The sequence below is a fragment of the Acinetobacter sp. 12966 genome (assembly GCF_031196995.1).
Classification (GTDB): Bacteria; Pseudomonadota; Gammaproteobacteria; order Pseudomonadales; family Moraxellaceae; genus Acinetobacter; species Acinetobacter geminorum.
The window spans coordinates 23,221-42,545 of record NZ_JAVIMC010000059.1 but is presented as its reverse complement, the minus strand read 5'-3'; the positions used below and the strand labels follow the sequence as shown (position 1 = coordinate 42,545).

Annotated in this window: 14 protein-coding genes and 1 pseudogene; 4 read left to right on the top strand and 11 right to left on the bottom strand. The window is 39.1% G+C overall.

Translation table 11 applies throughout. The annotated features are described in order from the left end of the window. Positions 1 to 50 precede the first annotated feature (50 nt). The 8 genes from RFW85_RS08755 to RFW85_RS08720 all read right to left on the bottom strand — a co-directional run bounded on the left by RFW85_RS08755 (position 51) and on the right by RFW85_RS08720 (position 8,043). Positions 51 to 3,209, bottom strand: coding sequence for a CusA/CzcA family heavy metal efflux RND transporter (locus RFW85_RS08755; protein WP_309171415.1), 3,159 nt, complete (start codon positions 3,207 to 3,209; stop codon positions 51 to 53). Continuing rightward, positions 3,199 to 4,407, bottom strand: a complete 1,209-nt coding sequence (locus tag RFW85_RS08750) for an efflux RND transporter periplasmic adaptor subunit (protein WP_309171414.1) — start codon at positions 4,405 to 4,407, stop codon at positions 3,199 to 3,201. Before RFW85_RS08750 ends, RFW85_RS08755 begins: the two co-directional genes overlap by 11 nt. Then, entirely contained in the window at positions 4,407 to 5,816 is a 1,410-nt protein-coding gene (locus RFW85_RS08745; RefSeq protein WP_309171413.1) for a TolC family protein, read from the bottom strand. The genes RFW85_RS08750 and RFW85_RS08745 overlap by 1 nt, the downstream gene beginning before the upstream one ends. 57 nt (positions 5,817 to 5,873) lie before the next feature. Further along, positions 5,874 to 6,269 carry a cation efflux protein, CzcI-like gene (locus RFW85_RS08740; RefSeq protein WP_328704248.1) on the bottom strand — a complete coding sequence of 132 codons (396 nt, stop codon included), beginning with the start codon at positions 6,267 to 6,269 and terminating at the stop codon, positions 5,874 to 5,876. A gap of 198 nt (positions 6,270 to 6,467) precedes the next feature. Next, positions 6,468 to 6,641, bottom strand: a complete 174-nt coding sequence (locus tag RFW85_RS08735; RefSeq protein WP_199977048.1) for a hypothetical protein — start codon at positions 6,639 to 6,641, stop codon at positions 6,468 to 6,470. A gap of 144 nt (positions 6,642 to 6,785) precedes the next feature. Continuing rightward, complete coding sequence (locus tag RFW85_RS08730; RefSeq protein WP_309171412.1) at positions 6,786 to 7,403, bottom strand: isoprenylcysteine carboxylmethyltransferase family protein; 618 nt, start codon at positions 7,401 to 7,403, stop codon at positions 6,786 to 6,788. Further along, on the bottom strand, positions 7,394 to 7,588 hold the full coding sequence (locus RFW85_RS08725; protein WP_235944459.1) for a hypothetical protein: 195 nt from the start codon (positions 7,586 to 7,588) through the stop codon (positions 7,394 to 7,396). Before RFW85_RS08725 ends, RFW85_RS08730 begins: the two co-directional genes overlap by 10 nt. A 56-nt stretch (positions 7,589 to 7,644) precedes the next feature. Beyond that, positions 7,645 to 8,043: a cation efflux protein, CzcI-like gene (locus RFW85_RS08720; protein ID WP_216076505.1), complete on the bottom strand. Its 399-nt coding sequence runs from the start codon at positions 8,041 to 8,043 to the stop codon at positions 7,645 to 7,647. Between the two features lie 150 nt (positions 8,044 to 8,193). Between RFW85_RS08720 and RFW85_RS08715 the strand changes: the two are divergent. Both RFW85_RS08715 and RFW85_RS08710 read left to right on the top strand, forming a co-directional pair. Then, positions 8,194 to 8,830: pseudogene (locus RFW85_RS08715) on the top strand (hypothetical protein). A 362-nt stretch (positions 8,831 to 9,192) separates the two neighbouring features. Then, complete coding sequence (locus RFW85_RS08710) at positions 9,193 to 9,576, top strand: tetratricopeptide repeat protein (protein ID WP_216076504.1); 384 nt, start codon at positions 9,193 to 9,195, stop codon at positions 9,574 to 9,576. 40 nt (positions 9,577 to 9,616) lie between these two features. On the opposite strand, the gene ettA is transcribed toward RFW85_RS08710, so the two are convergent. Beyond that, a complete protein-coding gene (ettA, locus tag RFW85_RS08705) occupies positions 9,617 to 11,278 on the bottom strand; it encodes an energy-dependent translational throttle protein EttA (RefSeq protein WP_005067029.1) in 1,662 nt (553 codons plus the stop codon). 295 nt (positions 11,279 to 11,573) lie between these two features. Between ettA and RFW85_RS08700 the strand changes: the two genes are divergently transcribed. Continuing rightward, complete coding sequence (locus RFW85_RS08700; RefSeq protein ID WP_309171411.1) at positions 11,574 to 12,851, top strand: aminotransferase class V-fold PLP-dependent enzyme; 1,278 nt, start codon at positions 11,574 to 11,576, stop codon at positions 12,849 to 12,851. A gap of 274 nt (positions 12,852 to 13,125) precedes the next feature. After that, positions 13,126 to 14,016 carry an SDR family NAD(P)-dependent oxidoreductase gene (locus RFW85_RS08695; RefSeq protein ID WP_002116932.1) on the top strand — a complete coding sequence of 297 codons (891 nt, stop codon included), beginning with the start codon at positions 13,126 to 13,128 and terminating at the stop codon, positions 14,014 to 14,016. A gap of 68 nt (positions 14,017 to 14,084) precedes the next feature. Here RFW85_RS08695 and RFW85_RS08690 read toward each other — a convergent pair whose 3' ends face one another. Further along, positions 14,085 to 16,271 carry a SulP family inorganic anion transporter gene (locus tag RFW85_RS08690; protein WP_005067022.1) on the bottom strand — a complete coding sequence of 729 codons (2,187 nt, stop codon included), beginning with the start codon at positions 16,269 to 16,271 and terminating at the stop codon, positions 14,085 to 14,087. Between the two features lie 298 nt (positions 16,272 to 16,569). Beyond that, positions 16,570 to 18,918 (bottom strand): Tex family protein, encoded by a 2,349-nt coding sequence (locus RFW85_RS08685; protein ID WP_170248070.1) that lies wholly within the window; start codon positions 18,916 to 18,918, stop codon positions 16,570 to 16,572. Positions 18,919 to 19,325 lie beyond the last annotated feature (407 nt).

The following is a 19,325-nucleotide window of genomic DNA, read 5'->3' as shown; positions in this document are numbered from 1 at the left end:
TTTTCTGACTCAAACTTTTTCATCAAAAAAGATATCTCAAATCGATGACATTATGAATGCTCAACTTTATTCGTCTTGCTTTCATTCATCCATCGATAAATGACTGGCAATAAAACCAGCGTTAGTATCGTAGATGAAATAATGCCACCGATTACTACCGTTGCCAAAGGTCGTTGTACCTCTGCACCCGTTCCAGTTGCCAAAGCCATTGGAATAAAACCGAGGGAAGCAACGAATGCCGTCATTAATACAGGGCGTAATCGCAGTACAGCACCTTTCCAAGTTGCAGCATGAACATCTAGAGTTGCTCTTAGCTCTTTAATGAATGTGAGCATGACCAGACCATTCAATACCGCAACACCTGATAGAGCGATAAACCCGACTCCAGCAGACATAGAAAGCGGAATATCTCTCAGCCATAAAGCTACTAATCCACCAGATAAAGCGAAAGGAACCCCGCTAAATACAAGTAAACTATCTTTAAAGTTACTAAATACCGCCATCAGCAATACAAAGATCATGATGAGCGCCATCGGCACAACAATTTGCATTCTTGCAGTGGCAGAAGCAAGATTCTCAAATTGCCCTCCATAACCTAACCAATAACCGCTAGGTAGCTTTTGCTGCGCCAGTTTGCTTTGCATCTCTTGTACAAAAGACCCAAGGTCACGATCACGCACATTTGCTGTCACAATCACTCGGCGTTTGCCATTTTCACGGCTCACTTGAGCAAGGCCCAGAATATTCTCAACCTTGGCAACGTCTTGTAACTGGATCAGACCGCCGTTTGGTAAGCGAATCGGTAATTGTGCTAGCTGCTGAGGCGTACGCATGTCTTCCTGCAAACGAATCACAAAATCGAAACGTCTATCACCCTGTAAAATTTGCCCTACGCTTTGTCCTCCAATACTCGCAGCGACAATATCCTGAATAGACTTGACTGATAATCCATATTGGGCAGCCAGAGCATGATCAACATCAACATTGAGTAATGGCAAACCGTCAGTCTGTTCAACTTTGACTTCACTGGCACCTGGAATGCTACGTAGCTGTTGGGCTATTTTTTCCGCTTCCTGATTGAGGACCTGCATATCGTCCCCAAAAACTTTCACCCCAATATCACTACGTACACCTGAAATGAGTTCATTAAAACGTAGTTCGATGGGTTGCGAGAATTCACTGTTATTACCAGGAATCTGGTTCACAAATTGCAGCATTCTGGTACGCAATTCATCTATCGTTTCTTTAGGGTTTGGCCATTGATCGTGCGGTTTTAATAGAACAATGCCATCAGAAATATTAGGAGGCATGACATCGGTCGCAACCTCGGCTGTTCCTGTTCTTGCAAAAATGGCTTTAATTTCAGGGAAAGCTTTGAGCAACTGCTTCTCTACATTCTCCTGAATCTTAAGTGACTCTTCTATGCCTGTGCTCGGTGCACGCATGAGTTGTAGTGCAAAATCACCCTCACTGAGTTGAGGTGCGAACTCACTTCCCACTCGTGTTGCAATAGCACTTGTCAAAATCAAAATGCTGATCGCTGCTGTGACAACAACATATCGGAAGGCATATGCTTTATCGAGTAAGTCTGCATAACCTTTTTTCAGTGACATCATCCAGCGGCTTTCTTTTTCCTTCACTTCACCTGTAACAAACAAAGCGACAGCTGCTGGCACAAAGGTCACAGATAAAATAATTGCACCCAATAACGCTAAAACGACGGTCATTGCCATAGGATGGAACATTTTTGCTTCTACGCCTGCTAAAGCAAAAATTGGCAAGTACACGACCATAATGATGATCTGACCAAATATTAATGGCCGGCGTGCCTGTTTAGCGGCTAGAAAGACCTCAGTGAAACGTTCTGAACGTGTTAATAAGCGACCTTTTAAATGCTGCGCTTCAGCTAAACGCCGAATACAGTTTTCAACAATAACAACTGCTCCATCAACAATGATCCCGAAGTCCAAAGCGCCCAGACTCATCAGGTTGGCACTGATTTTTTGTTCTGCCATACCTGTTAAGGTAAAAAGCATTGCCAATGGGATAATACAAGCAGTGATTAAAGCAGCACGAAAGTTTCCTAAAAAAATAAAAAGGATAACGATGACTAAAATCGCCCCTTCAATTAAATTTTTAGCTACTGTTTTAATTGCTTTATCTACGAGACTACTACGATCATAGACTGTTTCAATCACAACGCCCTGAGGAAGTGATTTTTGAATTTCCTGAACTCTGTCGTCAATGGCCTTGGCAATGGTTTTACTGTTTTCACCCATCATCATCATGGCGATACCTAAAACAGTTTCCTGTCCATTATAGGTAGCACCACCTGTACGCAAATCATGACCAATCGATACTGATGCAACATCTGCAACCCGTATGGGTAAACCGTTTTTAGTGGCAACCGTAACGTTCTGAATATCTTGTATCGATGTCAGCATGCCCGGAACACGAACGGTGAGTTGCTGGCCATTTTCTTCAATAAATCCAGCACCACGGTTTTCATTATTATTTTGAAGCGCATCCTGTAAATCAGTGAGTGGAATTTGCAACTGTTGTAACCGTGTCAGATCTGGAGAGACCACATAGGTTTTGTTATATCCACCAATGCTATTAACTTCGGCCACCCCTTGTACGCGTTGTAACTGGGGCCGAATAATCCAGTCCTGAATTTCGCGCAAGTCCATCGCGCTATAGGCTGAACCATCTGCTTTTTTAGCATTTGGCTCTGCTTTTACCACCCATTGATAAATCTCACCGAGTCCAGTCGAAATTGGAGACATTTGCGGATCAATGCTATCTGGTAAAGCACTCTTTGCTTCTTGTAAACGCTGGTTAATCAGCTGTCTTGCCCAGTAAATGTCAGTACCATCTTTAAAGGTAATCGTGACCTGAGAAAGGCCATATCTGGAAATTGAACGAGTCTGTTCCAGATTGGGAATACCAGACATGGCATTTTCAATCGGATAAGTAATCCTTTGCTCAACTTCCGGCGCAGTAAAGCCATTAGCCTGACTATTGATTTGTACCTGTACATTGGTGATATCAGGCACGGCATCAATTGAAAGTTTTTGGTAGCTATAAATTCCGACACCAATCCAAGCAATGACAAACATCATGACCCAAATGGCGTTGTTAATTGAAAACTGAATAATTCGATCAAACAAACCTTCAGCCTTTGGCAAATCAGGTTTATTAATGTCCATGCTCAGCCTCCCCTTTTTCAAGTTCGGACTTGAGCAAGAAACTACCTTGAGTCACATATTGCTGCTTTTCAGTAATTCCGGATTTAACCTCTACCCATTGTGCATCTGAAGAATAATTACCTAACTCTACCGCAACAGGAGCAAAATGAATTTTGTCCTTCTCTTGTTTTGCAATAAAGACGACATTCTTTCCATCAATCTGTTGTATCGCTGTCTTATTAACTCGTAATACAGTCGCTGCATTATTTTGTTTCAGTAACACATTGACCATTAAGTTAGGGCGTAATTCTTTTGAAGGTGTGAGTACCTTGGCACGAACCTGTAGACGACCAGTTTGAGTATCTGCTTCTGAAGTTAAACTTTGTACCTGTGCTTTAAAAATATTATTCGTTTGCAGTGATTTAAATTCAATTTCCTGATTAGGCTGAATATTGGTATTTGCACTTGGTAGCACAAATTCAACCCATAACTGATCTAGGCGATCAATAACAAATAACTGTTTTTCAGGACCAATTTGCTCACCAATGACAATATCTTTACTACTGATTACACCGCTTAAAGGTGCAGTTAAAACATATCGGCCTTTACTTGAGCGATTTGCTCCCAATGCAGATAAACGGCTATTTGCAGCCTGCACCTGAATCTGCGCCTGACGATAAGCATTGTAAGCACGCTGGTAATCTTGACGTGCTGAAACCCCTTGTTCCCACAATTGTTTTTCACGCTGATAATCTTGCTGGGCTAATGTCAGTGCTTCTTGTGCCATGCTTAAGTTAGCTTGTTGATCAACCAAATCCGGCACAAATAAAGTCGCAAGCGCCTGACCCTTTTCAACTTGTTGTCCCAACGCAACATTTACACTATCTACACGCGCAGAAAAAGTTGAAGAGACATGTGCTTGCTGGTCTGTATTTACTACAAGTTTGGCAGGATACGAGAGATTCTGCTCAACTTCTCCACGTCCTACTTGCTCTAACTTCACTCCATATTCAACCAGTTGCTTAGACGTGAGGTTTAAACTCCCTTCCTCTTTTCCAGATTCTTCATGATCAGCTTCACCCTCTGCATGCTCTTCTTCACCTTCATCAGTATTAGGCTGTTTTTTTCCAGAGAAAAATAACCACGCACTTAGAGCAAGGCAGACAATCAGCAGCAGAATAGCAATAAACCATTGGTTTTTCATTTTTTTAACTGACATTACTCTGCCCCTCCAACTGTCGGCAAGTTATAGGTGTCTTGCCATAAATTTTGATTAATTTGATTTAATGCATCTCCAGACATCACCACATTTGGATCAATCCCGAGAGCTAAACTTTCTGCCTCAATTGCTTTTTGCCAAGCAGATTTAAGTAGTTGAACTTTTTTCAAACGTTGTTCTTGTAATTGCAAGGTAGATTGCTGGACATCAGTAATTGCAAATTTACCGACTTTAAAGCCAAGCAACATTTTCTCTTGTACTGTCTCTGATAAAGGGATTTGCTGCTCATTCATTAAATTATATTGCTGCTTTAAACCCGCTAACTCGTACTGTAGAGTACGGATAGAATTCTCGCTTTGCTTTTTATAAAAGCTTTGCTGCTGGTCAATTAAATCGAGTTTGCTTTGAGCAACTTTGAGTGCATATTGCTGGCGATTAAAAATATTTAAAGGAACTGCAATACCGACTCGAATCTGATTTTCGGTACTGCTCGTTTCTGCGGTTTTACTACGAACCACACCCATATTTACAGTAGGCGTAGGCCGATTTTTTGCCTTTAAATAATTAATTTCAGAATTTTGTTGTATTGCTTGAAGCCGTAGGGACTGTTCTAACAAATTCTGTTTTAAATATTGGTCGATATCACTTTCATTTTTTAAAGGCCACGCACTTTTTATATCTGGACGTAACGTGAAGTTATCATCTGTCTCCCCCCATAAGTTAGCCAATTTTCTTTTAGCACTACTCAGTGATAATTCAACTTCTTGATATAAACGCTGATTTTCAACATGCGTCATAAGAGTTCGATCTAAATCAACCTGAGCAATACTGCCGGCCTGAAAGCGTAAGCGGGTAGCATCAAGAAGATTTTTACTCGTTCTTAACTGGGCTTTAGCAACTTCATGTTCAAGCTCTAAAATAGATACTTGTGACCATAAATATTTTACCGCCAGCTTCAGTTGAGCCTCATATAAAACCTGATTTAACTCAACTTGATTTTGCTGAACACTTGCTAGTTTTTTTGCTGCGGAACGTACACCAAAAATATCTAGTTTTTGCGAGATTCCGAGTTCTAATTCCTGATCTTTTCCAGATTTAAAACCCGTTTGCTGTACAGAAACCGTCGGGTTTTCCCATAGCTGGCTCTGTTTGATATTGCTCTCGGCAATATCTTGTTGAGTTTGCCAAATTCCTGTTTGAGTTTGAAACTGCTTAACCTGATCGAGTACCTGTTCAAATGTTAAAACATTCTGTACCTGCTGCGATTGAGTATTCTCAGCAAGATTCTGATTTGAACTAGCAGCAGTTGTTACAACGCTAGTTGAAAGCGCAACTGCAACAACTAATGATTTAAGTACCCAAGATGTGCTCAGACTAACGAAACGCTTTTCGTATAAAAAAATAGACATAAAATAACCCTATGAAATAAATAATATTTCTGGTGGGCTAATTTTCGGCTACCCCACCTATAGCAGGGTTAAAACAGGAGGCGGGTCTTGTTTAGAAATATGAGGGGACTTATAAGAATTGGACCAATAATATTGTTGTTTTGGCTCAGATGACAGTATTAACGGTGAAACAAGTTTTTCTTGTGCTTCTACAATCACAACATGAAAACATGAAGGTAAATGGTCATGATGATCGGACAAGGTTAAAGGAGCTTTATGAGTAGTTCCTACGATATCTGTCTTTTCCGTATGGCTATGCTGTGAAGCTTCATAACTCAACGCTGCATGATGACCAAAATGATGTAATGCCTTTTCCTGATTTTCATGGGCGCAAAATGCCGCTGCCACATTCCATAAACTTTGGAATATAAGCAAACAGAATAAGACGGACATGAAAAGTGCAGAACGTGGCAACAGCACACCATTAAACTAAGAAGTTGAACAAAGCCACTATAGCAGGCTATCGGCATGTAATAAAATTACATCTATAAATAGCAGTATAGAAGCGATCCTAATCTCGCCTGAGTAAAGATAAGAATAAATCATTAAGAATTTTTATCTTTACTCATAGGAAACTAATTATTAAGTAATTAGTTTCCTAAAAAATAAAAATTATTTACGCTTACAAGTTAAATGAGGATTCTTACTTTTTTCAGCTTTAGCTTTTGTTTCTTGCTGAGACTTAATATTCTTTTCGAGGAATATTAACCCTCCATCAGCATGAGCCAAACTTGTTGAAAGAAGTAAAACCATCAAAACTGATTTTTTATTTAGTTTAATAGACATAATAATCACCTGATCTAAATATTCCGAATTTATTTAAGGATTTAACCCAGAAATAAAATTAATTTTTCGCATGCCTTAGTTAATCAACTCAGAACAAAACTTCTGAGTCTCTAAGAAGCATGCGGATATACTTTCATTTCATTTTTAGAACCAACTAAACAATGAAGGGAGAACACCATGCAGTCGCAACTCATCAAAAAGTTGGACTAAGGCCGCAACCCAGACAAACCAAACCACCTGCGTCAAAAAAATACGAAAATGCTTCGGCGAAACCTGATAGAACTCAGGCTCTTTAAAATTTTTGAAACTTGGTAAAAAGCGTGGAATTGTCTTTATATAATCTGAATATGCAGTTCCATATTTTTCACTCAGGAACTGTTCTTCTTGGCGTATGACATAATGGTAGTAACAGAGAAAATAAAGTGTAAATAATATTGGGAAGATAAATGTCTCTGTAATCAACATAATCCCGACTCCACCTAGATAACTAAATAGATAGAGTGGATTTCTACATAAAGAATAGGGTCCATCGGTTACTAACTTGGCATTCTTAAATCCAGAAATGTAAAGACTGCACCATATTCTTCCCATTACTCCAATGCCCACAAAAAACCATCCAAAGAACCATAAAATATGTTCCACGAATGCTGCCTGAAAATGCCATTTACTAAAGCTGAAAGCGAGAATAATAGCTAAAATAAACCCAATCACTCGGGAGCTCACAGTTCTAACGCGGGGGGAAAATAAAATATTCATCTCCATAAACCTCCATCACTGTGAATCATCAGAGATGAGATAACCGATTCATTAAAATGATATTTTTGTTTTCCGGAAAGATTTGACAGAATCTTATATCCCGCCTTGTCATTAACATAAAGACGTGAATGTTTAAGCGAGTAATCTACATAGAAGATTGCTGCGCTTTGTTTGCACATATAATTAAGCATAAAATAACCCTTTGAAATAAATAAATTTCTGGTGGGTTATTTTTCGGCTACCCCACCTATAGCAGGGTTAAGACAGGAGGGGGATTTAAAGAGCCAAGATGCGGAGACTGATAAGAATTAGACCAGTAATAGATTTGTGAAAGCTCATGTACACGTACAATAGGTTCTTGAGCTTGTTTCGCGTTTTCAGTCATCACTACATGAAAACACGAAGGTAAATGATCATGATGATCCTGCCAGCTTAATGGAGCATTATCAGAATTTTCTACATTACCAATATGTTCAGTGTGCATATGGTCTGAAGATTGATACACATTTAAATCTGCATGATGACCGAAATGTTGTAATGCCGCTCCCCTATTTTCATGCACGCAAAATGCCGCTGCCACATTCCATAAGCTTTGGAATATGAGCAAGCTAAACAAGACGGACATAAAAATTGTAGAACGTGGCAACCGTACACCGTGATAATTAGAAATTGTACAAAGTCACTATAGCAAGCGATACCAATGTAATAAAATTACAAAATAATTTTTTGTCAATTTATCGCTGTTTTAAAAAAGTTTTTTCTTTAGAAAAATTATTTTCTTATTTGAGTTCCTGCAATGTTTAAACTATTTTCCACCCTAATCGTTATCGTCTGTTTAAATTTGAGTGCTTGTGCCACGACATTACTTTCAGAAGCTCTTCCTAATGAAACCACAAGAATCGAGAAGATCATTTTAGCAAAAGATCAAATCATTGCTTTAGGGCAAGCTGTTCAAAACCAGCAAGAACAAGGGATCGTATTTGTAGGCCAAGATTTCAGCTATTTAATGACCGAGGGAAGCGCTGAGCTATCAAAACTTCTTCATGCAATCCCGGCAGACCAACGGAGTCTGACCAGTCCATCCCCACTAGTACTGACCATGGATGACCCCAATCATTTTCATGGCGTTTTACAAATACGCTATAACACACGTATGGTTGATTTAAATGACTCGCAAAAAAATTTATTAAAGTCTCTCGGCTTTAGACAAAATTTCAATATCATTCAAAATCAACAAACGGCACCTTATCCTTATATCAATATTTTCTTTAAAGGCCAGCTTTATCAATCACAGGAAGCTAAAAAGGTCCAAAAAACATCCTTTGAAAAAGGCGACCCGTATGGTGCTCTATCCATTTGCCATGACCTTCGATGTGATTACGGTCGTTCCATCACTGATGTGGGCTGATTTACGTGGCGAATTTAATAATTAATATTTCCAAGTCCTTAATTAAAAAAACAGCCCTTAAGCTGGTTTTGTTTAAAAATTTATCTTTTGTTTGTTATTTATAATTTTTACTCATGCTTTTTTGATCAAAGAAAATAGATACGTTATCAAAAAATGAGGATTTTCTAGCTATCAAAACACCGCTATAGATAAAGTATATAGAGAAGAGCTAGATTAATTTCACTTAGCATAAAAACACGTGTAACTTTTATGTAAGCCAAAACTTCACTATTTTTCATCCAAATACGCTATATTACATTTACAAAAAAAAACATAATATTTCAATATAAGGGACTAGCTTAAAAGTGTGATTCAATTCAATCAAATTGAGGAACAAGGGAGACTATCATGAATATGAAATCAATCAAGCATGGACTTAATCACTTGTTTGCTTTTGAAAACTTACCTTCTGATATGCATTCGCAAGCAGTTGATGAAATTGAACAGGGTTTACGCTTTGAAGAGTTAGCTGAGCAAGACCATGAACGTATGCAAAATTGGTTAGATGTAACTCCTAATGACCGAAATGCTATGTGGTGCTACTTACGAGCAGCTTTACGTGGTAGCTCTGATGCTTCTTTTAAGCTTGGTATTGGTTATCTCAATGGTCAATTTGGATTAGATAAAAACTATAACGAAGCTGAAAAATGGCTTAGAAAAGCAGCAAGTCAGGGACATCCCGATGCCGAGCATTGCTTACAAGAAGCTTTTAGTAAACTCGCATTTTCATAAAAAAACCAGCCCTTAGGCTGGTTTTTTAAATTAACAGAGATTATCCGCTAATTTTTTTGTATTTAGTACGTTTTTGAACAGCGTCTTCACCTAAACGTGACTGACGATACGCTTCATATTCTGCATAGTTACCTGTGTAGAATTCTGGCTGTTCATTTTCAAATGACAAGATGTGGGTCGCGATACGGTCAAGGAACCAACGGTCATGCGATACCACCATTACCGTACCAGGGAATACAAGAATTGCATCCTCAAGCGCACGTAAAGTTTCAATATCCAAGTCGTTTGATGGCTCATCCAGTAAGATAACGTTTGCACCTTGCTGTAAAATTTTCGCAAGTTGTAAACGGTTACGCTCACCACCAGACAATTCGCCTACGCGTTTTTGCTGGTCTTGGCCTTTAAAGTTAAAGCGGCCGATATAAGCACGTGAAGCAATTTCATAATCGCCCACTTTCAAGATATCTAAACCACCAGACACTTCTTCCCAAACAGTTTTGTTATTGTCTAGGGTGTCACGAATCTGACCTACGTAAGCCACTTTAACTGACTCACCTAAAGTCACAGTACCTGTATCAGGTTGCTGTTCGCCAGTCATCATACGGAATAAAGTCGTTTTACCCGCACCGTTTGGACCAACGATACCCACAATTGCTGTTGGTGGTACAGTAAACGATAAGTTTTCGTATAATACGCGGCCGTCAAATGATTTGCTGATACCTTCCACTTCCACAACTTTATTACCCAAGCGAGGGCCAGGTGGAATGTAGATTTCAGACGTTTCATTACGTTGCTGGAATTCTTTAGAGTTAAGCTCTTCAAAGCGTTCCATACGCGCTTTGTTTTTCTTTTGCTGACCTTTCGCATTTGAACGAACCCATTCAAGTTCTTTTTTCAATGCTTTAGCAAAAGATTCTTCTTGTTTCTGCTCTTGTTCTAAACGAGCATTTTTCTGTTCCAACCAAGAAGAGTAGTTACCTTGGTAAGGAATACCGTGTCCACGGTCAAGCTCCAAGATCCACTCGGCAACGTTATCTAAGAAATAACGGTCATGCGTAATCGCAACGATTGTGCCAGGGAAATCTTTCAAGAAGCGCTCTAACCAAGATACAGATTCTGCATCCAAATGGTTCGTCGGTTCGTCAAGAAGCAACATGTCTGGCTTCGAAAGCAATAAACGACAAAGCGCTACACGACGGCGCTCACCACCTGAAAGCTTAGTTACGTCTGCATCCCAAGCTGGAAGGTTCAAGGCATCTGCCGCGATTTCAAGCTGGTTATTTAAGTTATGTGCATCCCAAGCATGGATAATTGATTCTAATTTTTCCTGCTCTTTTGCAAGTGCATCAAAATCAGCATCTGGGTCTGCATACTCTGCAAATACCTGATCAAGACGTTCTAAAGCATCTAAAGCTTCACGCACGCCATCTTCAACGTTACCACGAACGTCTTTAGTCGGATCAAGAGGTGGCTCTTGCTCTAAATAGCCGATTTTAATTCCAGGTTGTGCACGAGCTTCACCAGAGAAATCTTTATCTACGCCAGCCATAATACGAAGCAAGGTAGATTTACCTGCACCGTTCAAACCGAGCACACCAATTTTGGCACCCGGGAAAAATGATAAAGAGATGTCTTTCAAGATTTCGCGCTTTGGCGGAACCATCTTAGACACTCGGTTCATCGTATAAATATATTGGGCCACGCAGGACTCCTCAATTGAAAAACCAATACATCGCATAAGCGATAAATAATCGCGCGTATTATACGCTGAAAACCCCAACAACTTGAAGTTATGATTTCCATCGTACGGATTTATCAAACAATTTTCTTTTTCAATAAGTTGCAAAATGTTTATGGATAAGATTTATACAGCTTTTCAGCGTATATTTTTCTATCTTTATTCCTAAAATTAGAAAACAAACCAGAATTTCTGCAATTTTGTACATAAATTTTAGGCTAGACTCGCTCAATATTTAACTCACGAAGATGAAGTAATCATGACTTATAAAGATGAAACCTTAGCAATTCACGCTGGCTACTCACCCGAAGCAACAACAAAAGCGGTTGCGGTCCCTATTTATCAAACCACTTCATATGCATTTGATAATACACAGCACGGTGCTGACCTTTTCGATTTAAAAGTTCAGGGCAATATTTATACCCGTATTATGAACCCGACCACTGCTGTGCTTGAGCAACGTCTTGCTGCACTCGAAGGCGGAATTGGTGCTTTAGCCTTGGCTTCTGGAATGGCAGCGATTACCTATGCTGTCCAAACAATTACAGAAGCAGGAGACAACATTGCCTCCGTCTCAACTTTATATGGCGGAACTTATAATTTATTTGCCCACACTTTACCAAAACAAGGCATTGAAGTTCGCTTTTTTGATTATCAGCAGCCTGAAAGCTTACGTAATTTAATTGATGATAAAACTAAACTTGTTTTTGTTGAGTCAATTGGGAATCCACTCGGAAATATAATCGATTTAGAAGCAATTTCAAAAATTGCACATGAATATGGCGTACCTGTCATCGTCGATAATACGGTTGCCACCCCTGCCTTATTAAAACCATTTCAATATGGCGCCGATATCGTTATTCATTCTCTTACCAAATATATTGGTGGACACGGTAATAGCATTGGTGGCGCAATTATCGATAGCGGCAAATTCCCTTGGGGTAAATATCCAGAGCGTTTTAAAGTTTTGAACACGCCAGACCCAAGCTATCATGGGGTTAATTATGTCGAGGCATTGGGTGAGGCTGCCTATATAGCACGCGCTCGCGTAGTGCCATTAGGTAATACAGGTGCGGCAATTAGCCCACTGAGTGTTTTCTTAATTTTACAAGGTTTAGAAACTCTAAACCTCCGCATGGAACGTCATACTGAAAATGCGCAAAAAATTGCGGAATATTTACAGACCCATCCAAAAGTAAAATGGGTGAACTACGCAGGTTTAAAAGATCATCCACAGCACCAGCTTGCTCAAAAATATGTAAAAGGCAAACCTTCTGCAATTTTATCTTTCGGGGTGCAAGATGGGCGCGAAGGAGGTACTCGATTCATCGATGCACTCCAGCTATTTACTCGTCTTGTTAATATTGGCGATGCTAAAAGTTTGGCTTGCCACCCTGCAACCACGACTCACCGTCAACTTAATGAACAAGAACTTAAATCTGCTGGTGTAAGTGAAGATATGGTTCGTCTTTCCATTGGAATTGAGCATATTGATGACTTAATTGCCGATTTAGAACAAGCACTTTCAGCTGTATAACTTTTAAACTATTTATCAAGCCTCTGGAAATAGAGGCTTTTTTCATATTTTTGTTCATTATATAACTAAAATAATTAATGGATTAAGATACTATTTTAGAGTTTTTACTCTAAATAAATTGTTAAATTTCATATATTTACAGACTAGACAATTTTTAAACATCTATTAAGATAAGAACAACATTTATGAGTTCATTTGGATGAACCTACGGTTGTAAAAAATAAAAATTACATACCGGAATAAATAGTCCCTGCCCCTACTTAGGTAAAATGCTGTGAATAAAAAATTAGAAGCTCTGTTCCAGGAAAAGGTACAAGATAAAGTCATTTTGGTGACAGGCGCCTCGAGTGGAATCGGATTAACGATTTCAAACAAACTTGCTGATGCTGGTGCCCATGTTTTACTGGTTGCCCGTACTCAAGAAACTTTGGAAGAAGTAAAAGCAGATATCGAAAAACGTGGCGGTAAGGCATCAATTTTCCCGTGTGATCTTAACGATATGGAAATGATTGACCAAGTATCTAAAGAAATTTTAGCGACTGTTGATCACATTGATATTTTAATTAATAACGCAGGTCGCTCTATTCGCCGTGCTGTACATGAATCTTATGATCGTTTTCATGACTTTGAACGCACAATGCAATTAAATTATTTTGGCGCGGTTCGTCTAGTTCTCAATATCTTGCCGCATATGATTCAGCGTAAAGACGGACAAATCATTAATATTAGCTCGATTGGTGTTTTAGCAAACGCTACTCGCTTCTCTGCATATGTCGCATCTAAAGCCGCTCTTGATGCATTTAGCCGCTGCCTATCTGCCGAAGTTCATGCACACAAAATTGCGATTACTTCAATTTATATGCCATTGGTTCGTACTCCAATGATTGCACCAACTAAAATTTATAAATATGTACCAACACTTTCACCTGAGCAGGCCGCTGACCTAATTGCTTATGCAATTGTGAAACGTCCAAAACGTATGGCAACTAACTTAGGCCGCTTAGCTTCAATGACTTATTCTGTAGCGCCAGGCATTAATAATATGTTCATGTCGATTGGTTTCCGTTTATTCCCAAGTTCAGATGCAGCGAAGGGACAAAAAACCGAGAAATTAAACTGGGCACAAAAAGCATATGCACGTATTTTCCCAGGTGAACACTGGTAATTTTGAGTCAATCGCATAACGAATAAAAAGCGCCTTAAATAAGGCGCTTTTTTTAACTAAAGAACTGATCAATCAAGAAACTGAACGTGCCCTGTTTTTACATCATAAATTGCACCCACAACTACGATCTCACCTCGATCAACCATATCTTTAAGCACACTACTATTATTAATAATGTACTGGATGTTGTAATGAACATTCATTGCTGTGACTTGACTAATAAAAGCATTACCTAATTCACGTGGTTGCATAATGTCATATACGCTATCAACCGAATGCATTAATGGTCCAAGCACATATTGAATGTGTGGCATTTCCTTCACATCAGATACTTGTTTTTGTTCTAAACGCAATTGACATGCACTCGTCACCGCACCGCAATCAGTATGTCCTAAAACAACGATTACTTTAGAACCTTTAGCCTGACACGCAAATTCAAGTGAACCCAATACTTTTTGCCCAGCAATATTACCTGCAATTCGCAAGCTGAACAGATCACCAATACCCACATCAAAAATCATTTCGGTAGGAGCACGTGAGTCCATACACCCAAGGACTGCTGCGATCGGATGTTGCCCTTCATCTGCAGTCACACGAATTTGTCGGTAAATATCTCGTTGAAGGCGTTCATTTTTTACAAAACGTTCGTTCCCTTCTTTAAGTAGGTTAACGACCTGTTGTGGACTCAGCTTTTGTTGCAAATCATGTGTACTAATATCAATATCAAGTACCGCATCATCAACGTCTTGATAGTGCTGTTTGAATCCAACCAATTTAAGGTTTACTTGACGTTTAATAGCTGTTTCACTTTGATAATCTTGAATAACTTGATAGATATCAGGATCGATCGAATCACACTGAGTTGCATCAATAATGAGTTGTTGATGTTTATGCACATGTTCTAATGCCGAAATAAGCGCAGAACGATTAAGAAAGGTAACTTGTGATGGGAGTTCAATACGAGTCACTACGCCATGTAAGCGCTTCTCTCTATAAACACGAATACCTTTATTAAAATTACCATAGAGAATAAAGGCACTACTGGTGAACAGGCCAATTAAGATTCCCATTAAAAGATCGGTCAATAAAATTGCAACTAAAGTAATAATAAAAGGTAAAAACTGTTTCCAACCTTTTTGATAAAGCTGTTTAAATAGTTTTGGATGAGTAAGCTTAAAGCCTGTCACGATTAAAATCGCAGCCAATGCAGACAGAGGAATCATGTTCATTAATGGCACAAAGAACAAAACTGCCAGTAGCAATAATACGCCATGAATAATGGTAGAGCATTTACTACGCGCCCCTGTATTTGCATTCACCGAACTACGCACAATCACTGAAGTCACGGGCATGCCACCTATTAAGCCCGAAACGATATTCCCTGTACCTTGTGCCCAGAGTTCACGGTTCGGCGGAGAAGAACGTTTTTGAGGATCGATTTTATCTGCTGCCTCTAAATTCAATAACGTTTCTAAAGATGCCACAACAGCCAGAGTAATTGCCCCTGTGTAAATCATAGGCTCAGCTAAATAGCTAAAATCAGGGAAAATTAATACTTTTTCGGGTGCCTGTAATATATTCGGCAATTGAATTAGGTTATCAATTTGTACTGCCCATGAAGAGCCCATACTCACTAAAATAAAATTTAAAACTGCTGCTAGTACAACCGCAATCAAAGCGGAAGGTAAAGCTAATTTTTTAAGCGGACTGCTATCCCACGCTAAAATTAAAAATAAACTGAGCAAGCCAATAAGCGCAGCACCTCCATCAAAACGTTGAAGGAATGCATCTGGTGTTGAAGTCCAAACCTGTTTCCATGAAAAATCAGAAAGTCCAAACAGATAAGGTAATTGCGTGGCAATCAGAATCACGCCAATAGCGGCTAGTAATCCCAAAATGACATTATTTGGAATAAAGTTCGCAAAAAAACCTAACTTAAATAATCCAAATAGAATTTGTAGGACACCGGCAAAAATAATACATAATAAAAAGGCGGCATAATTGCCGCCTAATTGTTCTAACTGTACAAGGATGACAGCAGTCAGCCCTGCCGCTGGGCCTGCAACGCTAATGTGAGAACCACTTAGTAAACCCACAATAATGCCGCCCACAATACCTGCAATAATACCAGAGATGATGGGAGCACCTGAGGCTAAAGCAATACCCAAACACAGCGGTAATGCCACGAGGAATACGACAACTCCGGACAAGAGGTCTTTTAAATGAAATCTATTTTTCAGGTTTAAAACCGACATAAAACAACCATTTATAATATAAAGAAATAAGCAAAGTTGTACTATTACAGCCTGAAAGTGAGTAAATGCTTCAAGGCTGGGTTGATGATGTCGAACAACTGAATATCATTAAAGTTTAGTTATGCTATAACGTTGTGTATTTAATTGTGTATTTAACAACGATTTGTTGATCTTAAGATTCACCTCATCTTTACGACTGTTTTTTTCTTATTTCGCTTTTATATAATTATTAAAAAAGTAATATTTTAACCCATAAAAAAAGCCTCCAATTGGAGGCCTTTTTATCAATTAAAGACTCTTATTTAGAACCTTTAATTCCCGCTTGTAGTAACAATGCACCTAAACCACCAATCTTTTGTTCTTGTGGTTTTTCCTGTTTGCTACGCTGAGGGCGTTCAGCTTGATCTTTACGTGGTTGAGGACGTTTACCTTGAGGCTTACGCTCAAAACGCTGTTCTGTATTTTGTTCACGGCGTGGTGGGCGCTGTGCTTTTACAGGTGCAGAACCTTCAGCACGCATACTTAAGTTCACGCGGTTACGTTCAACATCAACCTGCATAACACGCACTTGTACGATCTGGCCCGGTTTTACAACTTTATGCGGATCAGAAACGAACTCATTCGCTAATTCAGAAATATGAACTAAACCATCTTGATGTACACCAATGTCAACGAAAGCACCAAAGTTTGTGACATTAGTGATCACACCCTCAAGTTGCATACCTTCAGTTAATTGGCCCACTTCAGTAATATCTTCGCGGAATTTAGCAGTACGGAACTCTGGACGCGGGTCACGACCCGGTTTTTCAAGTTCAGCTAATACGTCTTGTACTGTTGGCAAACCGAATTTGTCATCAACAAATTCATCAGCTTTTACTTGGCGAATGATTTCGGTATTACCAATGATGTCTTTCACAGTTGTCGCTTTTGCTGCAACAATTTTCTCAACAAGACCATAACTTTCAGGGTGAACAGCAGAAGCATCTAAAGGTTCAGAACCATTTTGGATACGTAAGAAACCAGCCGCTTGTTCAAACGTACGCTCACCTAAACGTGGTACGCTTTTCAAAGCTTGACGGTTATCAAAACGACCATGCTCTTTGCGGTATTCAACAATTTGCTGTGCAATTGCTTTGTTTAAACCAGCAATATAAGCCAAGATTGCTGGTGACGCCGTATTTACATCAACACCAACAGCGTTCACACAGTCTTCAACAACTGCGTCAAGCGTTTTAGCCAAACCAGTTTGATTTACGTCGTGTTGATATTGACCTACACCAATTGATTTCGGATCAATCTTAACAAGTTCAGCAAGTGGATCTTGTAAACGGCGAGCAATCGACACTGCACCACGAATTGAAACATCAAGCTCTGGAAGTTCAGCCGCTGCAAGCTCACTTGCAGAGTAAACAGATGCACCCGCTTCACTTACAGTCACACGTGTTAATTTAAGGTCTGTATTAGCAGCCATCATTTCAGCCACTACAGCTTCCGTTTCACGGCTAGCTGTACCATTACCAATAGCAATAAGCTCTACATTATATTCACGGCATAGACGTGCAAGTTCAGCAATAGAACCTTCTTTATCTTCTTTAGGCGCGAATGGATAGATCGTGCTATGAGCAAGTACATCACCTGCATCACTTACCACCGCAAGTTTCACACCAGTACGAATACCAGGGTCAACACCTAAAGTAGTACGACCACCCGCTGGTGCTGATAATAATAAATGACGAAGATTTTCAGCAAATACCTGCATTGCTTCTGCTTCGGCAGTAAGACGTTTCTCTGTTAGCAATGAATGCTCAATTTGAGGACGAACTTTACCCAACCAGAATAATTTTGCAGTTTGTTTTAAGAAATCTTGACGTACTTGGGGTTGAATTTGCTCAAGGTTGTATTCAGTTTCAATACGCGCTAATGGTGCATCATCTTCACCATCAACTTTTAAACCTAATACATTTTCTTGACGACCACGTAACATCGCCAATAAACGGTGTGAAGGTAATTTGTTTAAACCTTCAGAAAATTCAAAGTAATCACGGAATTTTTTACCGACTTCTTTCTTTTCTTCAGAAGCAACTGTACTTTTTAAAACCGCAGTTTTTGCAAAAGTTGCTTTTAATTCTGTAGTAAGCGCAATATTTTGTGCCCAGTCATCAATCAGAATATGCTGGATCGCATCTAACTGACTTTCAACATCTGGATAGTCTTCATGACTAAACCCAGCCAATGCTTCTGTTGGGTCAACTTGTTCTGCAATAATTTTTTCAGCAATTGGTCCTAAACCTGCTTCTTTTGCTTTAAAAGACTTACTTGTACGCTTAGGACGATACGGTGCATAAATTTCTTCTAAAGCATTTTTTGTTTCGGCTGCATTCACCCGCGCCAACAAGTCATCATTCAATTTATTCTGTTCTTGCAAAGACTGAATGACCTTTTCACGGCGCTCATATAAATCACGTAAATACGCTAAACGAGTATCTAATTGGCGTAACTGCGTATCATCTAAACCTTGTGTTACCTCTTTACGGTAACGGGCAATGAATGGAACACTGGCACCTTCGTCAATTAAGCGGATGGCAGCTTCTACTTGGTTTGGACGTACGGCAAGCTCACTTGCCAACTGCTGAACTAAGTCAGTCATCGTGTTTGATCCCACAAGGATAAAGTTTAAAAGCACTGATTATAAAGACCAAGCCCATAAAATCCACACTTGTTTGCGTGTTCAAAACGTTTTTTTGTATTGACTCTGAATATTTATACTTTTTACGACTACTAGAGCACATAAAAACAGTGATTTAAGTATGAAAAATTTGAGAGCGAACCCTCCCTTTTAATCTTTAAAAAATATAAACGTATGAATTGTGTCATGAACGTGAGAAAAATTTAATATAATTTATGAGAAATTGATCATATTGATACATAGCCCAAAAGACAAAAATATTAAGGTTGAGCACTACTTTATTCTTCTAATTTGTTATTTACTCAGTTTTTTTATCTTATTCAGCAATCAAAAGTCTATTATATTTATTTCAAAGAATTGATTTGAAA